The organism is Streptomyces sp. NPDC003379, assembly GCF_053589195.1.
In genome coordinates this window covers 123,378-148,071 of the sequence record NZ_JBSFRK010000003.1, presented here as the reverse complement: position 1 = coordinate 148,071, position 24,694 = coordinate 123,378, and the positions used below count along the sequence as shown (strand labels likewise).

At 73.0% G+C, this 24,694-nt stretch carries 18 protein-coding genes and 2 pseudogenes; 12 read left to right on the top strand and 8 right to left on the bottom strand.

Going from position 1 to position 24,694, the window contains the following annotated elements; translation table 11 throughout:
* The first annotated feature begins 4 nt into the window (after window positions 1-4).
* The gene (locus ACWDVB_RS04565; protein ID WP_451513925.1) at window positions 5-1,135 is read left to right on the top strand and encodes an HAD-IIIC family phosphatase; all 1,131 of its coding nucleotides are present in this window, start codon (window positions 5-7) and stop codon (window positions 1,133-1,135) included.
* Window positions 1,136-1,175: 40 nt separating this feature from the next.
* Here ACWDVB_RS04565 and uriT read toward each other — a convergent pair whose 3' ends face one another.
* Window positions 1,176-2,612: a uridine transporter UriT gene (uriT, locus tag ACWDVB_RS04560; protein ID WP_451513926.1), complete on the bottom strand. Its 1,437-nt coding sequence runs from the start codon at window positions 2,610-2,612 to the stop codon at window positions 1,176-1,178.
* Window positions 2,609-3,556 carry a uridine-preferring nucleoside hydrolase UriH gene (gene uriH, locus ACWDVB_RS04555; RefSeq protein WP_451513927.1) on the bottom strand — a complete coding sequence of 316 codons (948 nt, stop codon included), beginning with the start codon at window positions 3,554-3,556 and terminating at the stop codon, window positions 2,609-2,611. The genes uriT and uriH overlap by 4 nt, the downstream gene beginning before the upstream one ends.
* Before the next feature lie 261 nt (window positions 3,557-3,817).
* On the opposite strand from uriH, the gene ACWDVB_RS04550 reads away from it, so the two are divergent.
* Window positions 3,818-4,870: a LacI family DNA-binding transcriptional regulator gene (locus ACWDVB_RS04550; RefSeq protein WP_451513928.1), complete on the top strand. Its 1,053-nt coding sequence runs from the start codon at window positions 3,818-3,820 to the stop codon at window positions 4,868-4,870.
* Between the two features lie 174 nt (window positions 4,871-5,044).
* Here the strand turns inward: ACWDVB_RS04550 and ACWDVB_RS04545 are convergent, their stop codons facing one another.
* Window positions 5,045-6,382, bottom strand: coding sequence for a M64 family metallopeptidase (locus tag ACWDVB_RS04545; RefSeq protein ID WP_451513929.1), 1,338 nt, complete (start codon window positions 6,380-6,382; stop codon window positions 5,045-5,047).
* 197 nt (window positions 6,383-6,579) lie between these two features.
* On the opposite strand from ACWDVB_RS04545, the gene ACWDVB_RS04540 reads away from it, so the two are divergent.
* From ACWDVB_RS04540 to hglS, 4 genes are all read left to right on the top strand, one after another.
* Complete coding sequence (locus ACWDVB_RS04540; protein ID WP_451513930.1) at window positions 6,580-8,004, top strand: helix-turn-helix domain-containing protein; 1,425 nt, start codon at window positions 6,580-6,582, stop codon at window positions 8,002-8,004.
* 167 nt (window positions 8,005-8,171) lie between these two features.
* Complete coding sequence (locus ACWDVB_RS04535; RefSeq protein WP_451513931.1) at window positions 8,172-9,125, top strand: CPBP family glutamic-type intramembrane protease; 954 nt, start codon at window positions 8,172-8,174, stop codon at window positions 9,123-9,125.
* A 173-nt stretch (window positions 9,126-9,298) separates the two neighbouring features.
* Window positions 9,299-10,519: an NAD(P)/FAD-dependent oxidoreductase gene (locus ACWDVB_RS04530; RefSeq protein WP_451513932.1), complete on the top strand. Its 1,221-nt coding sequence runs from the start codon at window positions 9,299-9,301 to the stop codon at window positions 10,517-10,519.
* Between the two features lie 48 nt (window positions 10,520-10,567).
* Window positions 10,568-11,977 (top strand): 2-oxoadipate dioxygenase/decarboxylase, encoded by a 1,410-nt coding sequence (gene hglS, locus ACWDVB_RS04525; protein WP_451513933.1) that lies wholly within the window; start codon window positions 10,568-10,570, stop codon window positions 11,975-11,977.
* Here hglS and ACWDVB_RS04520 read toward each other — a convergent pair.
* Complete coding sequence (locus tag ACWDVB_RS04520; protein ID WP_451513934.1) at window positions 11,958-12,434, bottom strand: peroxiredoxin; 477 nt, start codon at window positions 12,432-12,434, stop codon at window positions 11,958-11,960. The two genes, hglS and ACWDVB_RS04520, sit on opposite strands and share 20 nt — an antisense overlap.
* A 219-nt stretch (window positions 12,435-12,653) precedes the next feature.
* On the opposite strand from ACWDVB_RS04520, the gene ACWDVB_RS04515 reads away from it, so the two are divergent.
* Both ACWDVB_RS04515 and ACWDVB_RS04510 read left to right on the top strand, forming a co-directional pair.
* The gene (locus ACWDVB_RS04515) at window positions 12,654-14,930 is read left to right on the top strand and encodes an FUSC family protein (RefSeq protein WP_451513935.1); all 2,277 of its coding nucleotides are present in this window, start codon (window positions 12,654-12,656) and stop codon (window positions 14,928-14,930) included.
* Window positions 14,931-15,165: 235 nt separating this feature from the next.
* Window positions 15,166-15,948 carry a PIG-L deacetylase family protein gene (locus ACWDVB_RS04510; protein ID WP_451513936.1) on the top strand — a complete coding sequence of 261 codons (783 nt, stop codon included), beginning with the start codon at window positions 15,166-15,168 and terminating at the stop codon, window positions 15,946-15,948.
* A 9-nt stretch (window positions 15,949-15,957) separates the two neighbouring features.
* On the opposite strand, the gene ACWDVB_RS04505 is transcribed toward ACWDVB_RS04510, so the two are convergent.
* The gene (locus ACWDVB_RS04505; RefSeq protein ID WP_451513937.1) at window positions 15,958-17,922 is read right to left on the bottom strand and encodes a M13 family metallopeptidase; all 1,965 of its coding nucleotides are present in this window, start codon (window positions 17,920-17,922) and stop codon (window positions 15,958-15,960) included.
* Window positions 17,923-18,129: 207 nt separating this feature from the next.
* Between ACWDVB_RS04505 and ACWDVB_RS04500 the strand changes: the two are divergent.
* Both ACWDVB_RS04500 and ACWDVB_RS04495 read left to right on the top strand, forming a co-directional pair.
* Window positions 18,130-18,873 (top strand): annotated as a pseudogene (locus tag ACWDVB_RS04500) (tetratricopeptide repeat protein); the annotation flags it as partial.
* Window positions 18,874-18,925: 52 nt separating this feature from the next.
* Window positions 18,926-19,528 (top strand): CGNR zinc finger domain-containing protein, encoded by a 603-nt coding sequence (locus ACWDVB_RS04495; RefSeq protein WP_451513938.1) that lies wholly within the window; start codon window positions 18,926-18,928, stop codon window positions 19,526-19,528.
* Between the two features lie 244 nt (window positions 19,529-19,772).
* Here the strand turns inward: ACWDVB_RS04495 and ACWDVB_RS04490 are convergent, their stop codons facing one another.
* From ACWDVB_RS04490 to ACWDVB_RS04480, 3 genes are all read right to left on the bottom strand, one after another.
* Window positions 19,773-20,261 carry a GNAT family N-acetyltransferase gene (locus tag ACWDVB_RS04490; RefSeq protein WP_451513939.1) on the bottom strand — a complete coding sequence of 163 codons (489 nt, stop codon included), beginning with the start codon at window positions 20,259-20,261 and terminating at the stop codon, window positions 19,773-19,775.
* A 43-nt stretch (window positions 20,262-20,304) separates the two neighbouring features.
* A complete protein-coding gene (locus ACWDVB_RS04485) occupies window positions 20,305-21,195 on the bottom strand; it encodes an ABC transporter substrate-binding protein (RefSeq protein ID WP_451514042.1) in 891 nt (296 codons plus the stop codon).
* A gap of 304 nt (window positions 21,196-21,499) precedes the next feature.
* Window positions 21,500-22,924, bottom strand: coding sequence for an MFS transporter (locus ACWDVB_RS04480; RefSeq protein ID WP_451513940.1), 1,425 nt, complete (start codon window positions 22,922-22,924; stop codon window positions 21,500-21,502).
* Between the two features lie 187 nt (window positions 22,925-23,111).
* Between ACWDVB_RS04480 and ACWDVB_RS04475 the strand changes: the two genes are divergently transcribed.
* Both ACWDVB_RS04475 and ACWDVB_RS04470 read left to right on the top strand, forming a co-directional pair.
* Window positions 23,112-23,732 (top strand): NADPH-dependent FMN reductase, encoded by a 621-nt coding sequence (locus tag ACWDVB_RS04475; RefSeq protein WP_451513941.1) that lies wholly within the window; start codon window positions 23,112-23,114, stop codon window positions 23,730-23,732.
* A 36-nt stretch (window positions 23,733-23,768) separates the two neighbouring features.
* Window positions 23,769-24,634, top strand: a pseudogene (locus ACWDVB_RS04470) (alcohol dehydrogenase catalytic domain-containing protein).
* Window positions 24,635-24,694: the final 60 nt, after the last annotated feature.

The following is a 24,694-nucleotide window of genomic DNA, read 5'->3' as shown; positions in this document are numbered from 1 at the left end:
CGCCATGGGAAGCGCGACACCGGTGACGGAACCGCGGCCGACCGTCAAATGCCTGGTCTGGGACCTGGACAACACCCTGTGGCGGGGCACGCTCCTGGAGGACGGCGAGGTCGCCCTCCACGAGGGCCTCCGCGAGGTGATCGTCGAGCTCGACTCGCGGGGCATCCTGCAGGCGGTCGCCAGCCGCAACGACCACGACCACGCCTGGGGGCAGCTGGAGAAGCTCGGCGTCGCCGAGTACTTCGTGCTGCCGCGCATCAACTGGGGCGCGAAGTCCGCGTCCGTCCGGGCGATCGCCGAGGAGCTGAACTTCGCGCTGTCGACGATCGCCTTCATCGACGACCAGCCCGCCGAGCGCGCGGAGGTGGAGTTCCACCACCCCGAGGTGCGCTGCTATCGGGCGGAGGAAGCGCTGGGGCTGCCGGGCCTCGCCGAGTTCACGCCGCCCGTGGTCACGGGTGACGCGCGCCGCCGTCGGCAGATGTACCAGGCCGGCATCCGGCGGGACAGCGAGCGTACCGAGCACGCCGGGACCGATGAGGAGTTCCTGCGCTCGCTCTCCCTGGAGCTGCGCGTCGAGCGCGCCGGTGACGAGGAGATCTCCCGGGTCGAGGAACTGACGCTGCGCACCAGCCAGATGAACGCGACGGGGGTGCACTACTCCGACCGGGCGCTGCGCGCGCTGATCGCGGACGAGGAGCACGAGGTGCTGGTGGCCTCGCTCACCGACCGCTTCGGCCCGCACGGCACGATCGGTGTGATCCTCCTGGAGCGGCGGCCGGACAGCCGGCACATCAAGCTGCTCGCCACCTCCTGTCGCGTGGTGTCCTTCGGCGTGGGGTCGGCGCTGCTGCGCTGGCTCTCCGACGAGACGGCGCGGGCGGGCGTCCCGCTGACGGCCGGGTTCCGGCGCACCGAGCGCAACCGCATGATGGAGGTCGCCTACCGTTTCGCGGGCTTCAGCGAGCCCTCGGACGGGGCCGCGCGGGCGGACCGGGAGGATGAGGAAGAGGCCGGGGTGCGGACCTTGATCCTCACCCCGGCCAGGCAGGACCCTCCCCCGCATCTGAAGGTTCTGGCGCCCCGCCTGTTCGACCCCGCGCGCGAGCTGGTGGAGTGGACGCGGACCGAATGACACGCCGGGGCCCGCGCCACCGCTCACACCGTGGCGCGGGTCACTCCGTGGCCTCGGCCTCCACCGGCTTGGGAATGAGGAAGGACGTCGCGAAGGCCGCCGCGATGAGCGCGACCCCGGCGATCATGCCTGCCGTGTATCCGGCGGGTGACGTCTTGTCGGCCGGTGCGGCGGCGGTCTGCACGGCGTACAGGACGGCGAAGCTGAGGCCGGCGCCGAGGTTGAAGGCGCCCGCGTTCAGACCGGGCAGGAAGCCCGGGTTCTCCTTCGGGGAGAGCACGATGCCGAGGCCGTTGAGGACGATGTTGCCCACGCCCGCGTAGGTGACGCCGATGAGGACCGACGCGGCCAGGAGCAGCAGCCGCGAGTCGGCGTGCAGGGTGAACAGCATCAGGGCCACCGTCACGGCCGAGCCGATGAGGCCGAGGCGCAGGATGCGGCCGTATCCGTACGTGGCGGCCAGGCGCCCGGCGATCGGGCCCATGGCGAGGCCCGCGAGGGCGTACGGCGTCAGGGTCCACCAGGCGGACTGCTCCGCGCCCATGCCGAATCCCGCCTGGGCGTCCTGGGCGAAGGCGGGGATCATGCCGTTCATCACGGCGAAGACGCCCGTCATGGTGAGGACGGTGGTGAGCAGCAGCGCCCAGGTGGAGCGCTGGCGCAGGTGGCGGGTGGCGACCAGCGGGTGGCTGCTGCGGTCCTCGGTGCGCCAGAACAGGGCGAAGGCGAGGGCCGTGACGACGAAGAGACCGGCGACCAGCGGCCAGTTCGCGGCGCCCAGCTTCCCCGCCTCGTTCAGGGCGATGAGGGCGGCGCCGACCGAGACGACCAGGAGCGTGACGCCGGGCCAGTCCATCCGGGTGTCGGCACTACCGGCGGCCTTGGACTCCGGGGTGAGGGTGGCGACCAGGAGCGCGGCGACGGCGGCCACGCCGGCCATCGCCCAGAACACCGACTGGAAGCCGTGGTGGTCGGCGAGGTAGCCGCCCGCCAAGGAGTCGACGCCCGCGATGCCGCCGTTGACGGCCGTGATCACGCCGAGGAGGGTGCCGTACTTCTTCGGCTCGTGGACTTCGTTGCGCAGCATGATCAGGCAGAGCGGCACGGTGGGCCCGGAGACGCCCTGGATGACGCGGCCGACGAAGAGCATGGGCACGCTCTCGGCGAGCGCGGCGACCACGCAGCCGACGACCATGAGCGCGAGCATTCCGGCGAGCACCTTGCGGCGTCCGACGAGGTCGCCGAGGCGCGGCAGGAAGAGCGAGAAGAGCGCGGCGGAGGTGAAGAAGGCGGTCTGGGTCAGGCCGACTTCGGCGGAGGTCGCCCCGAGGGAGTCCTCGATGTTCTTCAGGGCGGGGCTGAGCATGCTCGCGTTGAGCTGGAAGGCGAAGCACGCGGCGAGGAGCGCGGTGACCAGGACGCCGATGCGCACGGGGCGGGAAGCGCGAGTGGTGGTGGGAGCGGTGGAGGCGTTCATGCGGGGACGTCACCGATCCGCTCCAGGGCGTCCACGATGAGGTCCCAGAAGCGCTGGTGGTCGAGGTCGACGGCGACCTGGGTGTGGCAGTCGTCGGGGGCGGGCGCGCGGAGGTCCGTCACGGTCATGCCGAGGGTGAGGGTGCCGGTGAGCTCGATGTCGACGGGGGCCTTGCGGACCGTCATGACGTCGGGGTCGATGACGTACGCGACCGCGCACGGGTCGTGCACGGGGGGCGCCGCGAAGCCCTGGGCCTCCAGGTACATGGTGCCGAAGAAGTCGAGGAGTTCGCCCACGAAGACGGCGGGCCCGGTGCCCACCTTCGCGATGCGCTCGACGACGTCGGGGGTGGCGAGCGCCTGGTGGGTCAGGTCGAGGCCGACCATGGTGAGGGGCCAGCGCTCGTTGAAGACGATGTGCGCGGCCTCGGGGTCGATCTTGATGTTGAACTCGGCGACGGGGCTCCAGTTGCCCGTGTGGTAGCCGCCGCCCATCAGGACGACCTCGCGGACGCGCTCGACGATGCGGGGTTCCTTGCGGGCGGCCATGGCGATGTTGGTGAGGCCGGCGGTGGGGACGAGGGTGATCTCGCCGGGCTCGTGCGCCATGACCGTGTCGATGATCAGGTCGACGGCGTGGCGCTCGTCCAGGGCCAGGGTCGGCTCGGGCATGACGGGGCCGTCGATGCCGCTCTCGCCGTGGATCTCGGCCGCCGTCTCGATGGTGCGCACCAGGGGGCGGCCGCAGCCGGCCGCGAAGGGCACGCCGGTGATGTTCGCGATGCGGGCCACCGACAGGGCGTTGCGGGTGACCTTCTCCAGGGTCTGGTTGCCCACCACGGTGGTGACGGCGACCAGCTCCACATCCGGGTTGCCGTGCGCCAGGAGCATGGCGATCGCGTCGTCATGTCCGGGGTCGCAGTCCAGGATGATCTTTCGGGGCATCGCGGAACCTCTTTGTTCGGCTGAGCCGTCACCGCGGGGCGAAGGCTCGGGAAAACGTTCTCCGAAGACTCTGTGCACAGTGGCGAATTATGTCAATGGCCGAAACCACACCCTGGCAAACTCGCCCGGAACGGACAGGCCTCGACAGGCCGCAGGCAGGCTGCAACTGGCCGAAACCAACGCAAAATAAGGGTCTGGTTGTGACGAACACCCGCTGATAACGTTTGCCGAAATTTGGCGACTGTCGAAGGGGGGCGCGGCGTGGCCGACGTAACGCTGAGAGATGTGGCCCGGGTGTCGGGCTGCTCCGTCGCCACGGTCTCCCGGGCCCTCGCGGGTACGCGCCCCGTCGGCGCCGAGACCGCGCGCCGGGTCCGCGAGGCCGCCGACGCGCTCGGCTACCGGCCCAATCACGCGGCCCGGGCGCTGCGCGGCCGCTCCACGGGCACGGTCGGCCTCGTCCTGCCGCAGATCACGAACCCCTTCTATCCCGCGCTTGTGCGGGAGTTGACGCACGCCCTGCATGCCGACGGGCGTGCCGTGCTGCTCGCCGACTGCGACGACGATCCGGTGGCCGAGGCGGAGTACGTGGCCGACCTGCTGAGCCGGCGGGTCGACGCGCTTCTGGTGATCCCGGCGCACGAGGACCGCAGCCGGGAGGCGGTGGCCGCCGCCGCCGCCCGGGTGCCGCTCGTCCTGATGGACCGCGGGTGCGGGCCCGGCGTCGCGGACTCCGTCGCCGTCGACAACACCGCGGGCATGGCCCTCGTCCTCGATCATCTGGCCGCCACCGGGCGCCGCCGCGTCTGCTTCATCGGGGCGGCCGGGACGGCCTCGGCCGCCGCCGAGCGGCGTATGGCCTACGCGGCCGGGGTGGGCGCGCTCGATCCCTGCGCCCCGGAGCGGGTGGCCCTCGGCGACTTCTCCGTGGAGTGGGGGCGGGCCGCGGTCGACGAGGTGTGGAGCGCCCGTCCCGACGCCCTGGTCTGCGCCAACGACCTCATCGCGATCGGGGCGCTGCAGCGGCTCCAGCAGCTCGGCGTGGACGTGCCGGGCGAGGTGGTCGTCACCGGCTTCGACGACATCCCGATGGCGGCGCTGTCCGCGCCGGGCGTCACCACGGTCCGCCAGCCGGTCCCCGAGCTGGCCGCCGAAGCTGCGCGCCTGCTGGACCTACGCCTGTCCGGCGACGAAGCCGGTCCCCAGCGGGCGATACGGCTCGCGCCGACACTCGTCGTACGCGAGTCGAGCGCCCCGGGCCGCACGGGCGTGCCGCTCCAGGGAGAGCGGGGCGAGGTGGAGCAGGTCACCTAGGGAGGTGGCGGCGCGTCTGCGGGATGTCTGCCGCCGATGCCTGAGGCGGCGTTCCAGGGGCTGTACCCCCCCTTTCGCCAGCGGCGGCCCACCCGGCGCTTCGATCTCGTCTCGCGCCGGGGGAACCGCCGATGACTACCCGGGGCGCCGTAACTCCGCCCCCGAAGGCGCCGGTCAGCGTGCCACCTGCCACGTGAGCGTGTCGGTCAGCAGGGAGCGCAGCTCCGGGTCGCGGACCGCGTCGGTCGGGTCGGTGGCGCGGACCGAGAGCGTGTGCGTACGTCCGTCGGCGGGGACGCCGAGGGCGCGCGGGCTCACCACGGTGTCGCCCCTGGCCCGCCCGACCTCGCGGCCGTCGACGGACCAGCGCAGCCGGACGCCCTCCGCCACCCGCACGCCCACCTTCGCGTCGCGCCGCACCGCGCGGTCCGTGGGCGTGACGGCGGTGACGACGGACGCGTGCCGGTGGAAACCGGCGATCATGGCCTCGCGCCCGGGCAGGTTGAACTCGCGGCCGAGCGTACGCATGATCGAGTTGGTGGTGGGCCGGTAGAGGCCGCGCGGGTAGTAGCCGCCGCCCTCGTACGCGCCGACGGTGCCGCCGTCCGGCGAGGTCCGGCCGATCCACCGGTACCACTTCTTCTTCTGGGCGGTCAGCTGGGCGGCAGTGAGCTTGCTGGTGTTCGTCTCCCAGGGTTCGGCGCCGGTGTAGGTGCCGTACTCGTCGTACCAGTACTCGTCGGCCAGCTTGCCCAGCGAGTGGCCCGTCTCGTGGACGACGACCTGGTCGGACCGGGCGTTGTCGGAGGAGGCGGTCGCGATGCCGTCGTAGCCGGACGGCGAGGTGATGTCGTTGTAGCCCGCGCCGCCGTACTTGGTGGAGTTGGCGAGGACGATGACGAGGTCGGGGTCCGCGGCCTTCTTCGCGTACGACTCGACCTTGTTGGTGTCCACGCACAGCAGACGCTCGATGCCGTCGCAGAAGAAGGCCGAACCGAGCGCGGTGTCCTTGACGGTGCCGCTCGCCGGGTCGCCGGAGACGCCGGACTGCCGGGACACCGCGTCGACGGCCCAGACGTTGAAGAGGCTCTTGTACGAGGCGTACGGCTCGACGGCGGCGACCTTCGCCCACTTGGCGCGCACGTCGGCGTGGAAGTCCCCCTGCTGGGAGGCGGTGTAGCCGTCGCCGATGAAGACGACGTCGAGCTTGGAGGCGGTGGGTCCGGCCTGCACGATCGGGACGACGTCTCCGTCTCCCTTGATCGTGGCGCGCTCCTTCGCGGTGAGCGGCTCGGCCGCCGGGACCTCGGTGTGCCGGGGGTGGCCTCCGGCGCCGGTGAAGTACTCGACGCTCTGGGTCCGGGACCGCCGGTCCGGGTCCGGGCCCGCCGCCGTGGCCGTGCCGGCCGGGGCGGTGGCGGCGAGCCCCGCGGTGAGGGCGATCCCGGCGGCGAGGGCGGCGCGCAGCGGCGTGCGTCCGACCCGGCCGGATATTCGGTGCGTGGGGGGCATGGGCATCCTTCCGAAGTGCGCGATGTACGCGATATAAATGGCGAGTTAAGCGGGGTTAAGGCGCGGCTCAACGTAGAGGCTCCTGGGGCGCCAGGCAATGGCCGCGCGTCAAGTTGCTTGTGAGACGGGCGTGTTCACCGCCGCGGGCGTGTTCACGCCGCCATGTGCCCCGGGCGCGACGCAGGGAGAGGCCAGTAGTGGCGACGCAGAACAGTTCCGACGGCGTACGGTCCGACGACCCGGCCGAGATCGGGCGGCGCGTCCTGCGTCTGCGCCGCGAACGCGGGCTCACGCAGCGCCAGTTGGCCGAGCCCGCCTACACACCCGCGTACGTCTCCACTCTCGAATCGGGCAAGGTCCGCCCCTCCGAGGCCGCGCTGCGCCACCTGGCCGAGCGCCTCGGCGTCAGTCACGAGGAGCTGGCCACGGGCCGTCCCGCCGAGCTGGCCGCCGGCCTGCGTCTGCGCCTGACCGACGCCCGGCGCGCCCTCGCCACCGGCGTACCCGAGGACGCGGCCACGCTCTTTCGCGCCCTGCACGAGGAAGCCGTCGCGCACGCGCTCGCCGAGGAGCAGGCGGCCGCGCTGCTCGGCCTCGGCGACTGTCTGCTGGAGTCGGGTGAACTCACGGGCGCCCGCGACTGTTTCGCCGCCGTCGAGCGGCTGCTCGCCGACGAGCCGCTGCCGCGGCGGGTCCCGGCCATCCGGGGCCGGGCCACCGCCCATCTGCTCACCGGCGAGCTGCGGTACGCCTGTTACCTCCTGGAGAGCACCCTCGACGAGCTCGACGCCGCGGGCCTGCACGACCCGGAGTCCCTGCTGCTCCTCTACACGGCGTCCATCGCGCCCTACATGGACATGGGCGCGCACGCCCGTGCCGCGCACGCCGCCGAGCTGGCGCTCGCGCTCGCCCCGCGCGTGAACGATCCGGCGCTGGTCGCGGGCATGCACCGCGGAGTCGCCCGCACGCTCATCGCCGAGGGCCGCATCGCGGAGGCGGACGCGTCGCTCGCCAAGGCCCAGGAGCTCTACCGCCAGCTGCACATCCGCACCGAACTCGCCCACTGCCACTGGATGCGCGGCTACGTACACGCCCAGGACGGCGACCTGGAGCACGCCGAGAGCGAGCTGCGCACGGCCCGCTCCATCCTCGCCTCCAAGCGGGCCGCGCTCTTCACCGAGCAGGTCGAGGTGGAGCTGGCGGACGTGCTGCGGCGGCGCGGCAGGGCCGCCGAGGCGGAGGCCCTGCTGCGGCCCCTGCTGACCTCCGGGCCCCTGCCGGCCTCCGGCGGCGAAGCGGGCAGCGCGGGTGAGGGCACGGGGGCGCTCGGGGCCGGGCGGGGCGCGGTGCACGCGGGCGGCGCGCATCGGCTGCTCGGGCTCATCGCCGAGGAGCGGGGCGACACGGAGGGCGCCGAGGAGCACTACTGCGCGGCGCTGTCCCTGCTCGAACGGTCGAGCGCCGCGGGGGACCTCGCGGACCTCTGCCGTCTCCTCGGGGATCTGCTGCGCCGTACGGGACGGGTGGAGGCGGCCATGGACGCGTACCGCACGGGGCTCGGCCACCGGGCCGCGCCCGGCACGACCACGCTCGGGCCCGCGCCCGCCACTCCCCCGATGTGATGCGGCCCCGCGTGCGACCTGCGCCTCTCCCGCGTCCGACCCGCCTCTCTCCTGCATCGAAGGGTGTAGCCCCATTTCATCCGCGGCTACGACTCCAGTGATCGCGACGGCGCCGACGATGGGAGGAAACACACCTGTCGCGACGGGTCCCGCGAGGAGAAAGACACATGACAGGCCTTCACCCCCATTTCCCCGGCGCCTCACTCACCGGAGCGCTGGGACGCGCTCTGGCCGGCGGCCTCGTCATGGGTTCGGCGCTGGGCGCCGGCACCGAGCTGGGCCCGGTGGTGGCCGACGCCCTCGGGGCGGGCGGCTTCGTGGCGAGGCTGGTTCCGGCCGCGCTGGTCAGCGCGGTGGCCGTGCCGCTGGTGGTGCTCGCGCTGCGCCGCCGGGGCGGCTCGCTCAAGGACCTGGGGTTCGGCGGGCCGGGCGAGAATCTGCGGGCCCTGCTGTTCGGGGCCGCGGTGATCGTGGGGTCCGGGGCGCTCGTGCTGGGCGCGGGGACGGCCGCCGGGATGCTGCGGTGGTCGCGGCCCGATCTGTGGACGCTCGCCGGGTACGTGGTGACGAACGGCGTGGTCGCGCTGCTTCTGGAGGCTCTGCCGGAGGAGACGACGCTGCGCGGCTACGCGTGGACGTCGCTGCGGAGGCGCTTCGGCGGCCTGGGCGCGGCACTGGGCACGACGGCCGTGTTCCTGGTCGTGCCCGGCGTCTCAACGGTGGTGGGGGCGGCGACCGCACACCTCGTCGGCCGCGAGGCCGGGCCCGTCGGGCTCGCGCCGGGCGGGCAGGATCCGGTCGGCTATCTGGTCCTGCTGACGGTGTTCGGCCTGATGCTCGTCACCGCCCGTACGGCGGTGCGGCGCGCCCCGCTGTGCGTCGGCATCGGCGCCCATCTGGCGTTCCTGACCGTCAACCGGGTCGTGTACGAAGGTGACCGGCGCGGCGCGGGCTGGCACGCGGAGCTGTCGTCGCCGGGGCTGGAACTCCTCGTGTTCGTCTACCTGTTGGTGGCCATGGCGGCGTTCACGCTGTGGCGTCGGGCAGGACGACGGCAGGTTCCGGCCGCACCGCGAGGCCGGCGGGTCCTGGACCGGGCGCCGGGCCCACCGCACAGGTAAGGGATCGTCATGAGTCGGCCGCGGCGACCGTTCCTGGACAACGGCGGCGGCGAAGGCGCGCCATTCGTGGACGTCGGCGGCGACAGGGCGCACCATGGCGGGGCAGACAGCCGGCCCGCGTTTCCCGGCACCCGAGACAGCCCAGGCCGGCCACCTGGGAAGGGAGCGGCCCCTTGGCCTCCTCAGCACCCCCGCCCGAGCCCCAGTCCGAGCCTCCGCCCGAGCCCCGGTCCGTCTTCCGCACCCTCCCCTCCACCGCCGAGGTCGTGATCGTCGGCGGCGGGGTGATGGGCGCGAGCATCGCCTTCCATCTCGCCGAAGCGGGCGTACGGGACATCGTCGTCGTCGAGCGCTCCACGCTGGGCTGCGGCAGTTCGGGCAAACCGATCGGCGGAGTGCGGGCGCAGTTCTCCGATCCGCTCAACATCGAGCTGGGCCACCGGAGCCTGCGCGCCTTCCAGGACTTCCCGCGCCGCCCCGGCGCCGCCATCGGACTCGACACCGTCGGCTATCTGTTCCTGCTGACCGACCCGCGACAGGTCGCGGAGTTCGAGACCGGCGTACGCGTCCAGAACGGGCTCGGCGTCCCCAGCCGCATGATCGGCCCCGCGGAGGCCCGAGCGCTCTGCCCCTACCTCAGCACCGAAGGGCTGCTCGCCGCCGCCTACTCCCCCGCCGACGGCCACGCGCGTCCCGCCCTCGTCGTCCAGGGGTACGCGCGCGCCGCGGCCCGGTCCGGTGTCGTCTTCGCGACGCACACCGCCGTCACCGGCATGGACACGGCCGGGGACCGCGTCACGGCCGTGCACACCGACCGCGGCCGGATCTCCTGCGCGACGGTGGTGTGCGCCGCGGGCGCCTGGTCGGCGCGGATCGGCTCCATGGCGGGCGTCGAGCTGCCGGTGCGCCCGCTGAAGCGTCAACTCGCGTTCACCGCGCCGCTCGTGCCCGCCGCGCCGCGCACTCCCTTCACCATCGACTTCTCGTCGTCGGCGTACTTCCACAACAGCGACGACGGGCTGCTGCTCGGCCTCGCCGATCCCCGCCAGGCGGAGGGCTTCGACACCACGTGGACGCCGGAGTGGCTCGACCTCTTCCGCGAGGCCGTGCGGCGACGGGCGCCCGCCCTCGCCGACATGGAGACGACCGGCGGCTGGGCGGGTCTGTACGAGGTCACGCCGGACCACAACGCGCTGATCGGCCGCTCCGCCACCGTGCCCAACTTCCTCTACGCCACCGGGTTCTCCGGGCACGGGTTCCTACAGGCGCCCGCCGTGGGCGAGATCGTCCGCGATCTGCACCTGGGGCGACGGCCGTACGTCGATGTCACCCCGCTCGGCGCGGACCGCTTCCACGCCGGATACGAGAGCCGCCCCGAGGCCCACGTGGTGTGAACCCCCACCCAAAGGGGCGCGGCCCCGTACCGGAAGGACGAACTGTCGATGATCGGGCAGTGGCAGCTGCGCGCCGCGTTCGCCGCGCGGCTCTCTTGGATGTACGGGCGTGAAGTCCCCGCCTACACCACGCTCGTGGACGTCTCCCACGAGGTCAACGAGGACGTCCTGCGCGCGCGGGGAGCCGACGCCGAGCGCCTCGGCTCCATCGGCCGGGTCACCGCCGAACGGCACGGCGCCATCCGGGTCGGCACGCTGCGGGAGCTGCGGCAGGTCGCCCGCGTCTTCGGCGCCCTCGGCATGCGCCCCGTCGGCTTCTACGACCTGCGCGACACCGCGGGCAGCGCGCTGCCCGTCGTATCGACCGCGTTCCGACCGGTGACGGAGGACGAGCTGGACCGGAATCCGTTCCGGGTCTTCACCTCCATGCTCACCGTCTCCGATCCCCGCTTCTTCGACGCGGACCTGCGCTCGCGGCTGACGGCGTTCCTCGCCGGGCGTGAGCTGTTCGCGCCGGAGCTGCTGGCCCTGGCCGACCGGGCCGAGGCCGAGCGGGAGCTGCCCGAGGCGGACGCCGAGCGCTTCCTCGCTCTGGCCGTGCGGGCGTTCGAGTTGTCGGCGGAACCCATCGACCGGGACTGGTACGCCGCCCTGGAGCGGGTCTCCGCCGTCGCCGCGGACATCGGCGGCGTACGCAGCACGCACATCAACCACCTCACCCCGCGCGTCCTGGACATCGACGAGCTCTACCGGCGGATGACCGAGCGCGGCGTCGAGATGATCGACACCATCCAGGGGCCGCCCCGCTGGGAGGGGCCGGACGTCCTGCTGCGCCAGACGTCCTTCCGGGCGCTCGCCGAACCGCGGGCCCTGCGCGCGGCGGACGGCACCGTGACCCGCGGCGCGCTGCGGGTGCGCTTCGGCGAGGTCGAGGCCCGCGGTATCGCGCTGACCCGCGAGGGCCGCGCCCTGTACGATCGGCTGCTCGGCCTCGTCGACGAGCGGGCCGCGGGCCGGCCACCCGCCGAGCGGGGTGACATCGCCCGTGCCGTGTGGGCGGAGCACCTGCCGCCGACGGAACAGGGGTTGGCGGAGCGCGGGCTCGGCTTCTTCACGTACCACGTGATTCCCGGCACCCGCCCGAGGGACAGCCGTCCGCCCTCCGACATCGGCGCGCTCCTGCGGGACGGCCGGGTGCGGGCCGAGCCGATCGTGTACGAGGACTTCCTGCCCCGCTCCGCCGCCGGGATCTTCCAGTCGAACCTGAGCGACACAGGTTCCAGGGACGGCGCCCTGGAGGGCAGCGCGTACGACGCCGAACGGCTCTCCGGCGCCATGGACCGGGAGGTGCTCGACCCCTTCGCACTGTACGAGCGGCAGCGCGACCGCTCCCTGGCCCGTGTCACCCGCGAGCTGGGCCTCGCCGCCGTGCCTTGCTTCAGGGCGTGCTCTCCTTGAGGCGGCGCACGGCCGTAAGGGCGCGGTCCGCGTGCGCGCTCATGCGCAGTTCACTGCGGACCACTGCGGCGACCGCGCGGTCCTGGCCGATGACGAACGTGACGCGCTTCGTCGGCGCCAGGGAGAAGCCTCGGGTCACGCCGAACCGGTCGCGCACCACGCCCTCGGGATCCGAGAGCAGCGGGAAGCCGAGGGTGTGCCGCTGGGTGAACTCCCGCTGGCGTTCGACCGCGTCGGCGCTGATCCCCACCGGCCGCGCGCCGGCCGCGGTGAACTCGGCGGCCAGGTCACGGAAGTGGCAGGCCTCGGCCGTACAGCCGGGAGTGAGGGCCGCCGGGTAGAAGAACAGCACCACGGGGCCGTCTTCGAGGAGTTCGGAGAGCCGGCGCGGGCTGCCGGTCTCGTCCGGCAGCGTGAAGTCTTCGACGGTGTCACCGACCGCCAAGCGCGCCGTCATGCCGGGCTCCCCTGCGACGTACGGTCCGTCGGCGACACGGTGCCTCCTCAAGTGGCGGGAGCGAAACCCTACTCGATGGCGGGCGCGGCGCGTCCACGGGCTGCCGCGAGGGAGCGGCAACAGGCCTCCCACCAGCCTTGATCTCTACGATCACCGTCGTGCGATGCTGGAGAACGAGCCCAGAGGCACCGAGAGAGCAGCGGGGAGTACGGCATCGCGATGGCAGTGGTACGAAGGACAGCGAAGGGCGTCTGGGACCGGTTCTCGGCGTCCGACCCCGGACTCCTGCGGCTCATGGCGGGGTTGCGCACGGTCGGGGCGATCCTTCTCACGCTCGCCGCGCTCGCCCTCGTCGACACCTCGGTGACGCATCTCGTCGCGGGCGCGATGACGGCGATGGTCGCCACGTTCGCGATCCAGGAGAAGGAGGTGCGCGGCCAGGCCATCACGCTGGCGCTCGGCCTGCCCGTGGCGCTCGCCGCGATATCCCTGGGAGCGCTGCTCAACTCGCGGGTGATCGCCGGTGACGTCTTCTTCGTGATGCTGATCTTCGGGGCGGTGTACTCGCGCCGGTTCGGCGACCGGGGCACCGCGCTCGGTCTGATCGGCTTCCAGGTCTACTTCGTCTCGCTCTTCGTGAGCGCGTCCGTCCCGGCCCTGCCCGAGCTCTGCCTGACCCTGACCATCGCCTTCGTGTGCAGCGCGGCCGCGCGGTTCGCCCTGGTGCCGGAGACGCCCGAACGCACCCTGGCGCGGCTGCGCGAGGCGTTCCGCGCCCGGCTCGCCCAGCTCGTCGCCCATCAGATCGAACTGCTCGAAGCCGACGCCGAGGACGTGGACAAGGTCCTCGGCGATCTGCGGCGCAGCACCGCCCGGCTGCACGAGGCCGCGCTGATGATCCAGGGCCGCCTCGAAGAAGGCACCAGCGACGCCTCGGCTGCGGCCCTGCTCCAGCGGAGGATCGCCGACGCCGAGATCGCCGCCGAGCGCCTGGGCGTCCTGCTCCTCAACGCCCGCAGCGCCGAGCGCGTGGACACGCTCACGCTGCATCTGCCGAACGCGTCCGCGCCCATGCCGCCGCGCGCGCGGATCGCGCAGGACGCGGGCACGGCGCTGCGCAGGGACCTGCGGGCCCTGCACCTGCTCGTGGTGCGCCTGGTGCCCGACGACCGAGGCACGGCGCTGCCCTACGTACGCAACAGGCTGCTCGGCTACCGCGAGGAGCGGGGCCTGCCGCAGGGCTCGCCCGCGATCCAGGACTGCTTCCGCGCGGTCGGCGAGGCGGCGCGCGCCATCCTGGGCCTGCGCCTGGCGGTGGCCGGTTCCCGGGACGAGGAGTACGACACCCCCGAAGCGGCCCGCTCCCGCGAGGAGTTCGAGGCGGAGGAGATCTCGATCTCCGGCGAGGCGGTGGAGGCGGCCGAGGAGGAGCCGAGCGGGCTGCGCCGCCCCACGACCAGGGCCGCGGTGCAGGTGTCGGTGGGCTCGGCGCTGGCCATCGTCGGGGGCGAGTTCCTGTCCACGCAGCGCTGGTACTGGGCCGTGCTGACCTGCTGGGTCGTCTTCCTCAACACCGCGTCCACCGGCGAGATCCTCGTCAAGGGCTACCGCCGTCTGCTCGGTACGGTGCTCGGCGTGGTGGCCGGGGTGGCGCTGGCCGGAGCGGTCGGCAACCACACGTGGATCGCGTTCGCCCTGGTCCTCCTCTGCGTCTTCGGGATGTTCTTCACCGCGCCGCTGTCGTACGCCCTGATGTCCTTCTTCGTCACGGCGATGCTGGGTCTGCTCTACACCCTCCTCAACACCTACAGCCTCGACGTCCTGGTGCTGCGCGTCGAGGAGACGGCGCTCGGCGCGGCCTGCGGGATCATCGCGGCGGTCCTCGTCCTTCCGGTGCGTACGTCGCACCGTACCGACGAGGAGCTGGGCACCGTCCTCGCCCGCCTCCGGGACGTCGTATCGGCGGCGGTGGCGCAGCTCAGCGGCGGCCCCGCGGTCGATCTCGTGGACCTGGCGCGGGACCTGGACACGGCGCTGGACGATCTGCGCAGCTCCACGAAGCCGTTGACCCATCCGATCGCCCCGCTGCGGGCACGGCGGCAGAACGCCCGCTATGTGGTGGCGCTCCTGGAGACCTCCGCCTACCACGCGCGTTCGCTCGCGGCGACGGCCGAGTTGGTGCCCTCCAGCAAGAGCGTGGCGGCCGACGCGCGCCTGGCGCTCGCGGGGCGGCGCATCACGCACAACATCGATCTGATCGCCGCGCACGTACGCGACGAGGAGCCCGTCGGCGAGATCGAGTCGGGCGCCAGCATCGCCTCGATGCTGGACAGCGGCCGCCAGGACGTACTGCGCACCGGCTCGGTGGCGTTCCGCGTGCTGCGGCATCTGCAGCGCCTGGACGAGGGCATCGTGGGCCTGGCCCGCCCGCTCGGCGTCCCGCTGACGGCGCGGGAGGAGAAGGTGGCGGGGGCGCGGGGCGCCGGGAAGGGGTGACGGGCGCCACGCGGCCCCTCATGCTCGCCCTGGAGAGCGCGGGCAGCGGCAGCCCCTACCGCAAACACCTCCACGCTGTGGCACGCCGAACTCACCACTCTGCTCACCGAGGCCCGCGGTGAGCGAAACGCCGATTTCCTCGCGCACGCGCTGCCGGCCGCCGTGCGCAGCCTCGCCCGCGCGACACTGAGGGCGGACACCGTCCAGCCCCCGTACCGGAAGGTGTGACACATCGATGACGGCACCCAGCCTGCTCGCGGTCTTCGCTCACCCCGACGACGAATCCCTGGCGGCCGGCGGAGTGCTCGCCCGGCACGCCGCGGCGGGCGCCCGCACCGCGGTCGTGACGGCGACCTGGGCCGCGGGCACCCGGCGCGCGGCGGAGCTGGCGGAGGCGGTGCGGATCCTCGGCGCGGGTGAGCCACGCCTGCTCGGCTACGCCGACGCGCGCGTACCGGAATCGGCCCCGGGCGAGGCGCGGCTGTGCGACGCGCCGCTGGACGAGGCGGTGGGGCGGCTCGTGGCGCATGTCCGGGAGGTCCGCCCGGAGATCGTGGTCACCCATGACGCCTACGGAGGGCTGACCGGCCACCCGGACCACGTCCACACCCACCGGCTGACCGTGCTCGCCGCACAGGCGGCCGGGCTGGAGCAGCTCTACCCAGAGGCCGGCGCCCCCTGGCGGCCGCACGCCCTCTATCTGGCCACGCACCCGCACTCGGCGGTGGCGGCGTTGAGTGCTGTGGTCGGTGTGCGCAAGGCGGTGCACAGTGTCCCGGACACGTGGGTCACCGCGGCCGTCGACGTGGGCCCGTGGCTGGACCGGAAGACGGCCGCCGTGCTGGCCCACCGCAGCGAGGTGGAGCGGGGCGCCGCACCCGGCCTGATCGCCGCCCTTGCGCCGGAGGACCGCGAGCGGCTCCTCTCCACGGAGTGGTACATCCGCCACGACCTCACCCCGACCGCCGGGAAACAGACCGAACTCACCGCCGCGCCGTGTCCCGTCACGGGCGGATGACCGGAGGACTCACCAGATGCGGACGCGCTCCGCCGGGTCCAGCCACAGGCCGTCGCCCTCCACCGTGCCGAACGCCTCGTGGAACTCGTCGAGGTTGCGGACGATGTTGGCGCGGAACTCCGGCGGCGAGTGCGGGTCGATCGTGAGGTACTGCTGCTCCTGCTCCTTGCGGCGCTTGGTGCGCCAGCAGTACGCCCAGTTCTTGAAGAGCCGCTGCGAGCCGGTGCCCTCGTCGCTCTGCGGCATCGGCGCCCCGTCGAGCGCGATGAGGTACGCGGTGTGCCCGATGGTGAGGCCGCCGAGGTCGCCGATGTTCTCGCCGACCGTCAGCGAGCCGTTGACGAACTCGCCGGGGAGGTTGCGGGGCGAGAAGGCGTCGTACTGCTTGATGAGCGCCTTCGACTTGGCCTCGAACGCGGTCTTGTCGGCGGCGGTCCACCAGTCGTTGAGGTTGCCCGCGCCGTCGTACTGCGCGCCCTGGTCGTCGAAGCCGTGGCCGATCTCGTGGCCGATGACCGCGCCGATGCCGCCGTAGTTCTCCGCGGGGTCGGCGTCGGGCGAGAAGAACGGCGTCTGCAGGATGCCCGCGGGGAAGCAGATCTCGTTGGTGCCCGGGTTGTAGTACGCGTTGACCGTCTGCGGCAGCATGAACCACTCGTCGCGGTCGACCGGCTTGCCGATCTTGGCGAGCTGCCGGTCCGACTCGAACGCGGCCGCCGCCTGCGCGTTGCCGAGCAGGTCGTCGGCGCTGACCTGGAGCGCCGAGTAGTCGCGGAAGGTGTCCGGGTACCCGATCTTGGGACGGAACGTGGCGAGCTTCTCGTACGCCCGCGCCTTGGTCTCGTCCGTCATCCAGTCCAGGCGGGCGATCGACTGGCGGTAGGCCTCCAGGAGGTTGGCGACGAGGTCGTCCATCATCGCCTTGGACGACGGCGGGAAGTGCCGCGCGACGTACTCCTTGCCGACGGCCTCGCCCATGGCGCCCTCGACGAGGGAGACGGCGCGCTTCCAGCGGGCGCGCAGCTCGGGCGTCCCGTTGAGAGTACGGCCGTAGAACTCGAAGTTGGTCCGCACGAACTCATCGGAGAGGTACGGCGCGCAGGCGCGCAGCACCCGCGTCAGCGCCCAGTCGCGCCACTGCTCGATCGGCACCTCGGCGAGGACCGTGGAGAGGTGGGAGAGATAGGACGGCTGGCGGACGCAGGTCTCCGCGATGGTGGCGTCCGAGCCGCCGAGGCCCTCGACGAAGCCGCGCCAGTCGAACTCCGGGGCCAGCGCGAGGAGCTCGTCCAGGGTCGTGAGGTTGTAGGTCTTCAGCACGTCACGGGTCTCGGCGCGCTCCCAGTGACCGGCGGCGAGCCTCGTCTCCAGCGCGAGCACCGTCTTCGCGGCGGCCTCGGGGGCGGCGTGCTCGCCGAGCGCGAGGAGTTCGGTGAGGTGGGCGACGTACTTCTTACGGATCTCGGCGAACTTGTCGTCGCGGTAGTACGACTCGTCGGGCAGCCCGAGGCCACCCTGGAGGATGTTGAAGAGATAGCGGTCGGAGTCGCGGTCGTCCGAGTCGATGTACGAACCGAACAGCCCCGAGCCGCCGACGCGCTCGAAGCGGCCGAGGAACGCCGCGAGCTCACGGGTGTCCCGCAGGCCCGCGACCTCGTCGATCAGCGGCCGCGCGGGGGCGAGCCCACGGGCGGCGATGGTCTCCTCGTCCATGAAGGAGGCGTACAGCGCGGCGATCTTCCGGGCCTCGTCGGCGGAGGCGCCCTCCCCGTCCGGGGACTGCGCCAGTTCCTGGATGATCTCCTTGACCTGCTCTTCGGCCGTGTCGGCCAGCTGCACGAAGGGGCCCCAGCTGGAGCGGTCCTCGGGGATCTTCTCGGTGTCCAGCCAGTGGCCGTTGACGTGCCCGAAGAGGTCGTCCTGCGGCCGGACCTCGGGGTTCATGCCCGCGCGGGCGTCATCCAGAATGCTCATCCACTCAGCCTATGCGAGCGATCAGCCCGGCACGAAGGGCTTATGCCCCGCCGCGGGCACGACCGTGCGGCGGCCGGGCCAACACGCGCGCAAACCATCCCATGGGGAGCGTTGCGCCTGGTGGCCGAGCGCTTCCTGAGGTCCGCGGCCCGACCGCCCCGAGCCCCTACGCCGCGAGGTTGACGCGGGCGGTGTCCGTAGCCCTCCATGTACGTCAAGGCAGTCGCCCCGGAGTACCAGGGCGAGCTGTCCTACGAGGACGTGCTCGCCACGGCCGGCCGCGCGCTCTGCCGTGCCGATGACGCGGGGGACGCCGCAGCCATGGCCTGGGCGCTGTGGAGCGGCGGCACCCTCGCCCGGCAGGGCGGGGCGCTGCCACTCGCCCGGCGGCTGCTCTCCCACTCCGTCGCGCTGGCGTCCGGCAGCGGCGACCGCCTCGCGCACGGCTACGCGCTCGCGGGCCTCGCCGAGACGGGGCGCATCCAGGGCGATTACGCCGCCGTCGCCGCGCTCCACGAGGAGCTGTTCGAACAGGGGCGGGCGCACGGCGAGGCCCGGCACATGGTCTGGGCGATGACCGGCATGGCGCAGATGCGCCGCAACACCGGCGAGCACGCCAAGGCCCTGAGCCGTTCGAGGAGTCCGTGCGGATCGCCACCGACGCGGACGACGCGCGGGGCCGCGCGTCGTCGCTGCGGGGCGTGGCCGACGTACTGTCCTTGCGGGGCGAACCGGACCGTGCCCTGGCGCTGCTCTCCGAGGCCGAGGCGGTCTGCCGGACCATGGACCAGGCGAGCGCGCTGGCCTACAACCACAAGATGCGCGGCAACGTCCTGTACCGCCGGGCGTTACGCGGACGCCCGTGAGACGTACGCCGTCGCCCTCGACGAGTTCACCGCGATACGCGAGCCACGCGGCGCCGCACGGAGACGGAGGGGGAGACAACGAGCGCGGCCGGGGCCGTCGCACGGCCCCGGCCCACGTAACCACTTATTCTGGTTACATGGAACCGTCCGCGTCCCCCGGCATCCTGATGCGCGCCCACAGCGGCGCCACCTACCGCTTCGATCCGGGCGCGCTCTGCCTGGAGCTGCTGACCACCGGCGGCCCCGGCGAGTTCCGTCGGTACGAGGTGCTCCACGCGCCCGGTGATCTGGCCGCCTGGGCCGAGCGGTCGCGGCTGACGCCGGTCCCCGCCCTGGAGGTGTCCGAGGCCGACGTGGCCGAAGCCCGGGCGCTGCGTGACGCGCTGTTCCGTGTGACGACCGCCCGCGCCCTGGGCGAGGCCCCCGTCCCGGCCGACCTCGCCACCCTCAACGAGGCGGCCGCGCACCCGCCGCTGGTCCCCCGTGTGGGACCGGACGGCGAGCGGTGCTGGGCGGGGGCCGCCGACGGAACCGCGCTGCTCTCCACCGTCGCGCGCGACGCCGTCGAGCTGCTGACGGGGCCGTACGCGCACCGTGTCCGCGTGTGCGCGTCCGACAACTGCCACCTGGTCTACGTCGACACCTCCCGCCCCGGCCGCCGCCGCTGGTGCGCGATGGAGCACTGCGGCAACCTCCACAAGGTACGGACGCTGCGCGCCCGCCGCGCCGAGGAAGGCTGAGCGCCTCACGTCGGGCCCGCCTGCGTCCCGCCGTCATCATCAGCGTGCTCGGCCGCACCGTCGCCCGCGCCACCGGCCGGACGCTCTGCCCCGGCGCCTTGAATTGAAGATCACTACTGCCCGTAGCCGATACCGGGCTCCGGCCGACACGGAACCAGCACCACCGATTCCCGGTGTGGGAGTCGGCCGGGCGATGCTGGAGGGCGCGGGCCATCTGCACCACTACCTGGCGTCCGTGTCCCCGCTACCAGGTGCTCTCGAAGTACTTCACGCGCTCGTCGGCTCCGACGCAGCGCATGCCGGCCGAGGCCATGACGCGCTGTGAGGCGGCGTTGTCGAGGTCCGCGTCGCCCTTCACGCACGTGATGCCGCGGGCCCGGGCCAGCCGCAGCAGTTCGCGCAGGGCCTCGACGGCGTAGCCCTTGCCGCGGGCCTCGGGGATCAGGCCGTATCCGATCGTGACGGTGCCCTCGGCGTCCGGGGGCCGGTTGAAGCCGAGGCTGCCGATGACGCGGCCGCTCTCGCGCTCACGTATCTCGTAGTCGCCGAAGGGCTGCGGATCGCCGGTCCGCGCGCAGTGGCCGAGGAAGTCGTTGGCCGATTCCACGTCGCCGTCGGTGGGGTAGCCGGGTCCCCACCGCTCCCCGTCCCCGGGCGTGCCCGCCACCACGCGGCGCGCCTCCTCGGCGCTCATCGGGTGCAGGACGAGCCGGGCTGTCTCCAGATCTCCCATGACAGGTGGAGTTACCACGCCGAGCGGACCGGCCGCACGTCAATTACCGCTCGGCCCGACCGGACCGTACGTCATCCAGCGCTTCGGTGAGCATCGCGCAGAAGTGGGCGTGTTCCCGTGCGCTGGGCGGCAGTTCGGGGTTCCAGGGCAGGGTCCGGACGCCGCGCCCCAGTGCGTCACCGAGTTCGGCCGCGTTGGAGCGTACGTCGGTGAGCAGGAGGTCCGGGTCGAGCGCGGCCGCCTCGGCCCAGCCGGTCGTGGACCAGTTGGCGCCCTGCCCGGGAGCGGGGTCCACGAGGGCGACGCCGAGGTCGGCGAGCGCGGCGAGGTCGGGCCAGGCGTAGGGCCTCGCCAGGTGGACGGAGTCGGGGCCGGCCGGGGAGAGCGCGAGCACACGCGGCCGCGCCGCGCCGGCCGTCGCCTCGCTCAACCGGAGCTCGGCGGCGGCGAGTTCGGCGTCCGCCTCGGGCTGCTCGGGGGCGCCGAGGCTGCGGGCGAGCGCGGTGAGGCGGTCCCTGATCCCGGCGAGGCTGCGGCCCCGGCCGACGTCGAGCACGGCGAGGGGGACCCGCTCCTCCAGGTGCTTGGCGGCCTCCGGGTCGATGCCGTAGACCTGACCGCCGCCGTAGGTGAGCGCGACGACCAGGTCGGGCTCCGCGGTGAGGAGTGCGTCCACATCGAGCGCGGAGCCCGCCCCGAAGTAGGTGAGGTCCGCGAGGGGGAGGCTGCCGGACTTGGCGGGATCCGGTACGGCCGGGTCGTCGTGCGCGGAGCCGAAGACGCCGGTGGAGCGTATGCCGTGGTCGTGCAGGGCGGCGGCCGTCGGCACGTAGGCGACCAGCCGGGCCGGGCGGCGTGGGGCCCTCACCAGGTGGTTCCGGTCGTCGGCGAACTCCCAGTCGTGGGCCGTGTCGTGGGCCGTGCCCTGGGCCATGTTGTGGGCCGTGTCGTGGGCCATCTCGTGTGCCATGGTGTCCGACTCCTCCTGCTCCGGTGCCGCTGCCTGGCCCGCCCCTGTCCGGGCCTGTCCCGCCGCGGGTCCCGTTCCGTCGCTGGCATGTTTCGTGGGCGTGTTCCGTGGGCGTGTTCCAGGGGCCTGTTCCAGGGGCCTGTTCCGCCGTGGCCGTCCGGGGCTACCTGCCCGGGCGCGCCCCGGCGTACACGGGGGTGGGCCGGAGGCCTCGCCTCCGTTCCGGGCCCCGGCACACACAGGGGCCTCAGGGCGCACCGGCAGCGCGTCAGACCCGCGCCACCGGCTCGGCCGACGCGGCCCGTCCGGTGGGGTCGGCCGCCGCTCGGGACGCCGCCCAGCCCGCCGCCACCGCCAGCAGCCCGCCCACTTGCAGTACGGCGAGCACGACCACACCGGTACGGAATCCCTCGGCCCCTCCCCCGCCGAGGCCGTACGCGAGGGACGCGACCGCCGGGCCCACCGTGAACGCCAGGGTGCGCACCGTCGCCCCCACGCCGCCGCCCGTGCCGATCATGTCGGCCGGGGTGGCGGACAGCATCGCCGTGTTGTTGGGAGCGCCGAACACACCCTGCCCGAAGCCGATGAGCGCGAGCCGCCAGGACAGGTCCGCGAGCCCCGCGTGCTCGTCCAGGGCCAGGGTCGAGAGCAGCCCGGCGAGGGTGAAAGCGCCGCCGAACCCGGCGATCAGGTGGGGCGGATACCGGTCCATGAGCCGACCGCTCAGCGGTGACCCCGCGGCGACCCCGCCCACGAAGAAGATCATGGCGAGGCCCATGAGTTCGGCGCCCGCGTGCAGGACGTCGGCGACGAAGAACGGCAGCAGAAAGAGCGAGAGCCCGATGAACGTGCCGGTCAACTGGAGGGACAGCAGCGGAAGACCGAACGCGGGCCGCCTGACGAGGGCGACGATCGGCTTCGACGACCGCAGCCGCGTCCACACCGCCGCGAGCCCGGCAGCGCCGACCGCCAGCGCCCCGGCGACGTACGCCGAACCGTTCTCGACCCGGTCGAAGGCGAGCAGCAGCGCGGTGACCGCGCCACCGAGCACCAGGACGTCGGTCAGCAGGGTCCGGTCGGGCACCGGCAGCCCGCCGCGCCCGCGCGGCAGCATCCGCGAACCGAACCACCACACCACCACCAGCACCGGGATCTTGACGAGGAACACCGGCCGCCAGCCGTACGCCTCGGCGACGAAGCCGCCCAGCGAGGACCCGGCCATCGAACCGAGCGGCATGATCGTGGCGACGTACCCGAGGGCCCGGCCGCGCAGCTTCGCCGGGACACTCGCCGCGACCACCGGCATGTAGATGGCGACGACCATCGCGCCCGACGCGCCCTGCAGGACACGGGCGGTCAGAAGGACCCAGAAGGACGGCGTGAGGGCCGCGAGGACGCCGGTCAGGCCGACGGCCGCGACCGCCGCGCGGAAGACGAGCCTGGTGTCCGCGCGGTCCGCCCAGCGTCCCGCGGGGATGGCGAGCGCCGCGGTGGGAAGGGCGTAGGCGAGGATCACCCACTTCGCCGCCCCGCTGCCGACGTCCAGTTCCTGGCCGATGGAGGGCAAGGTGACCGCCGACAGGCTCATCTCCAGGGTGACCATCAGCATGGCCAGGGCGATCACGAAGACCGGGCCCCATCGGGGCGTGTCAACTGCGGTGTCGACGGGCTTCGTTGCGGCTGCGTTCGTCATGGGGGCGACGGTACGGAGAGTGAGCGTGTCGCCGCCTCTGTCGGATGACTGGGGTGTGCTCCACCGGTCGACCTAGTCCCTGCGCAGGTACCGAACCCGGTCGCGCGACAGAGGCGGTGACCGGGCAGGTGTTCGTAGCTTCATCGGTGTCGGAAGCAACCCGCACCACCGAGCCGAGGAGGCAGACATGAGCAACAACATCCAGCAGACCCGGACCCAGAACCAGACCCGGACCCAGCGCGACGAACGCCTGAAGGTGGCCGTCATCGTCGCCAGCACCCGCGAGGGCCGCTTCGCGCCCACCGTCGCCGACTGGTTCACCGGTCAGGCCGCCCAACGCGGCGACCTCGACGTGGACGTCATCGACCTGGTCGACGCGCGGCTGCCGGACGAGCTGTCGGAACAGCGCGGACCGGAGGTCTCCGGGATCACCCCGCGGATCGACGCGGCCGACGCGTTCGTGGTGATCACGCCGGAGTACAACCACAGCTTCCCCGCGACGCTGAAGACCGCGATCGACTGGCACTACTCGGAGTGGCGCGCCAAGCCGGTGGGGTTCGTCAGCTACGGCGGGATGGCGGGCGGCCTGCGCGCCGTCGAGCAGCTGCGGCAGGTCTTCGCCGAGCTGCACGCGGTGACGGTGCGCGACACCGTCAGCTTCCACGGCGTATGGAGCTGCTTCGACGAGTCCGGTGCCCTCTGCGACCCGACGGGCCCGGTGTCCGCCGCCAAGACGATGCTCGACCAGCTCGCCTGGTGGGGCCACACGCTGCGCGAGGGCAAGGCCGTCCGCCCCTACGCCGCCTGACACCAGCCGCTCTTCATCCACCAGGAGTTGACCGTCATGCGCGCCATACGTCTGCACACCTTCGGGCCCGCCGAGAACCTCACGTACGAGGAGGCCCCCGAGCCGGTGCCGGGGCCCCGCCAGGTGCGGATCGCCGTCAAGGCCGCCGGGGTCCATCTGCTCGACACGGCGCTGCGCGAGGGCGCAGCCGACCAACTGCCCTTCGCTCTGCCGGAGTTGCCGCTGATCGTGGGCCGCGAGGTCGCGGGGGTGATCGACGCGGTCGGTGACGGCGTCGACGAGTCCTGGCTCGGGCGGCGGGTCGCCGCGCACCTGGGCCTGGTGAACGCCGGGTACGCCGAGTTCGCCGTACGTGAGGTCGAGGCGCTGCACCCGCTGCCGGACGAGGTGGCCTTCGACATCGCCGTCGCGATGGTGGGCACCGGGCGGACCGCGCTGGCGATCGAGCATCTGGCCGGGTTCACCGCGGACGACGTGGTCCTGGTGACGGCCGCGGCGGGCGGCGTCGGAACGCTCCTCGTGCAGGCCGCGAGGAACGCGGGCGCGACGGTGGTGGGAGCCGCCGGCGGCCCGGAGAAGGTGGAACGGGTGCGGGCGCTCGGCTCGGCCACCCGCGGGTCGTCGTAGTCCACGGCCACATCGGCGCGTGGTCGGTCGGGTCGGTCACCGAGCTGAACGCCCAGGACCTCTTCGACCGACTGCTGGAGGTCACGGTCGCGCTCGGGCCTCGCCTGCTGAAGGTGCCCGGCGGGCTGCGTGCCGCGCAGGACCGCGCCATCGCGGAGGCCGCCGCCGGGCGCCTGGTGCCCGCGGTGACGCGCTTCCCGCTGCGGGACGCGGCGGCGGCGCACCGGGCCCTGCAGAACCGCGAGACGGTCGGCAAGGTCGTCCTGATCCCGTGATCCTCCGACACCGTGCGGGGACGACGGTCTCTCCCCTCAACCCCGCGGCCCCGCCCGGCG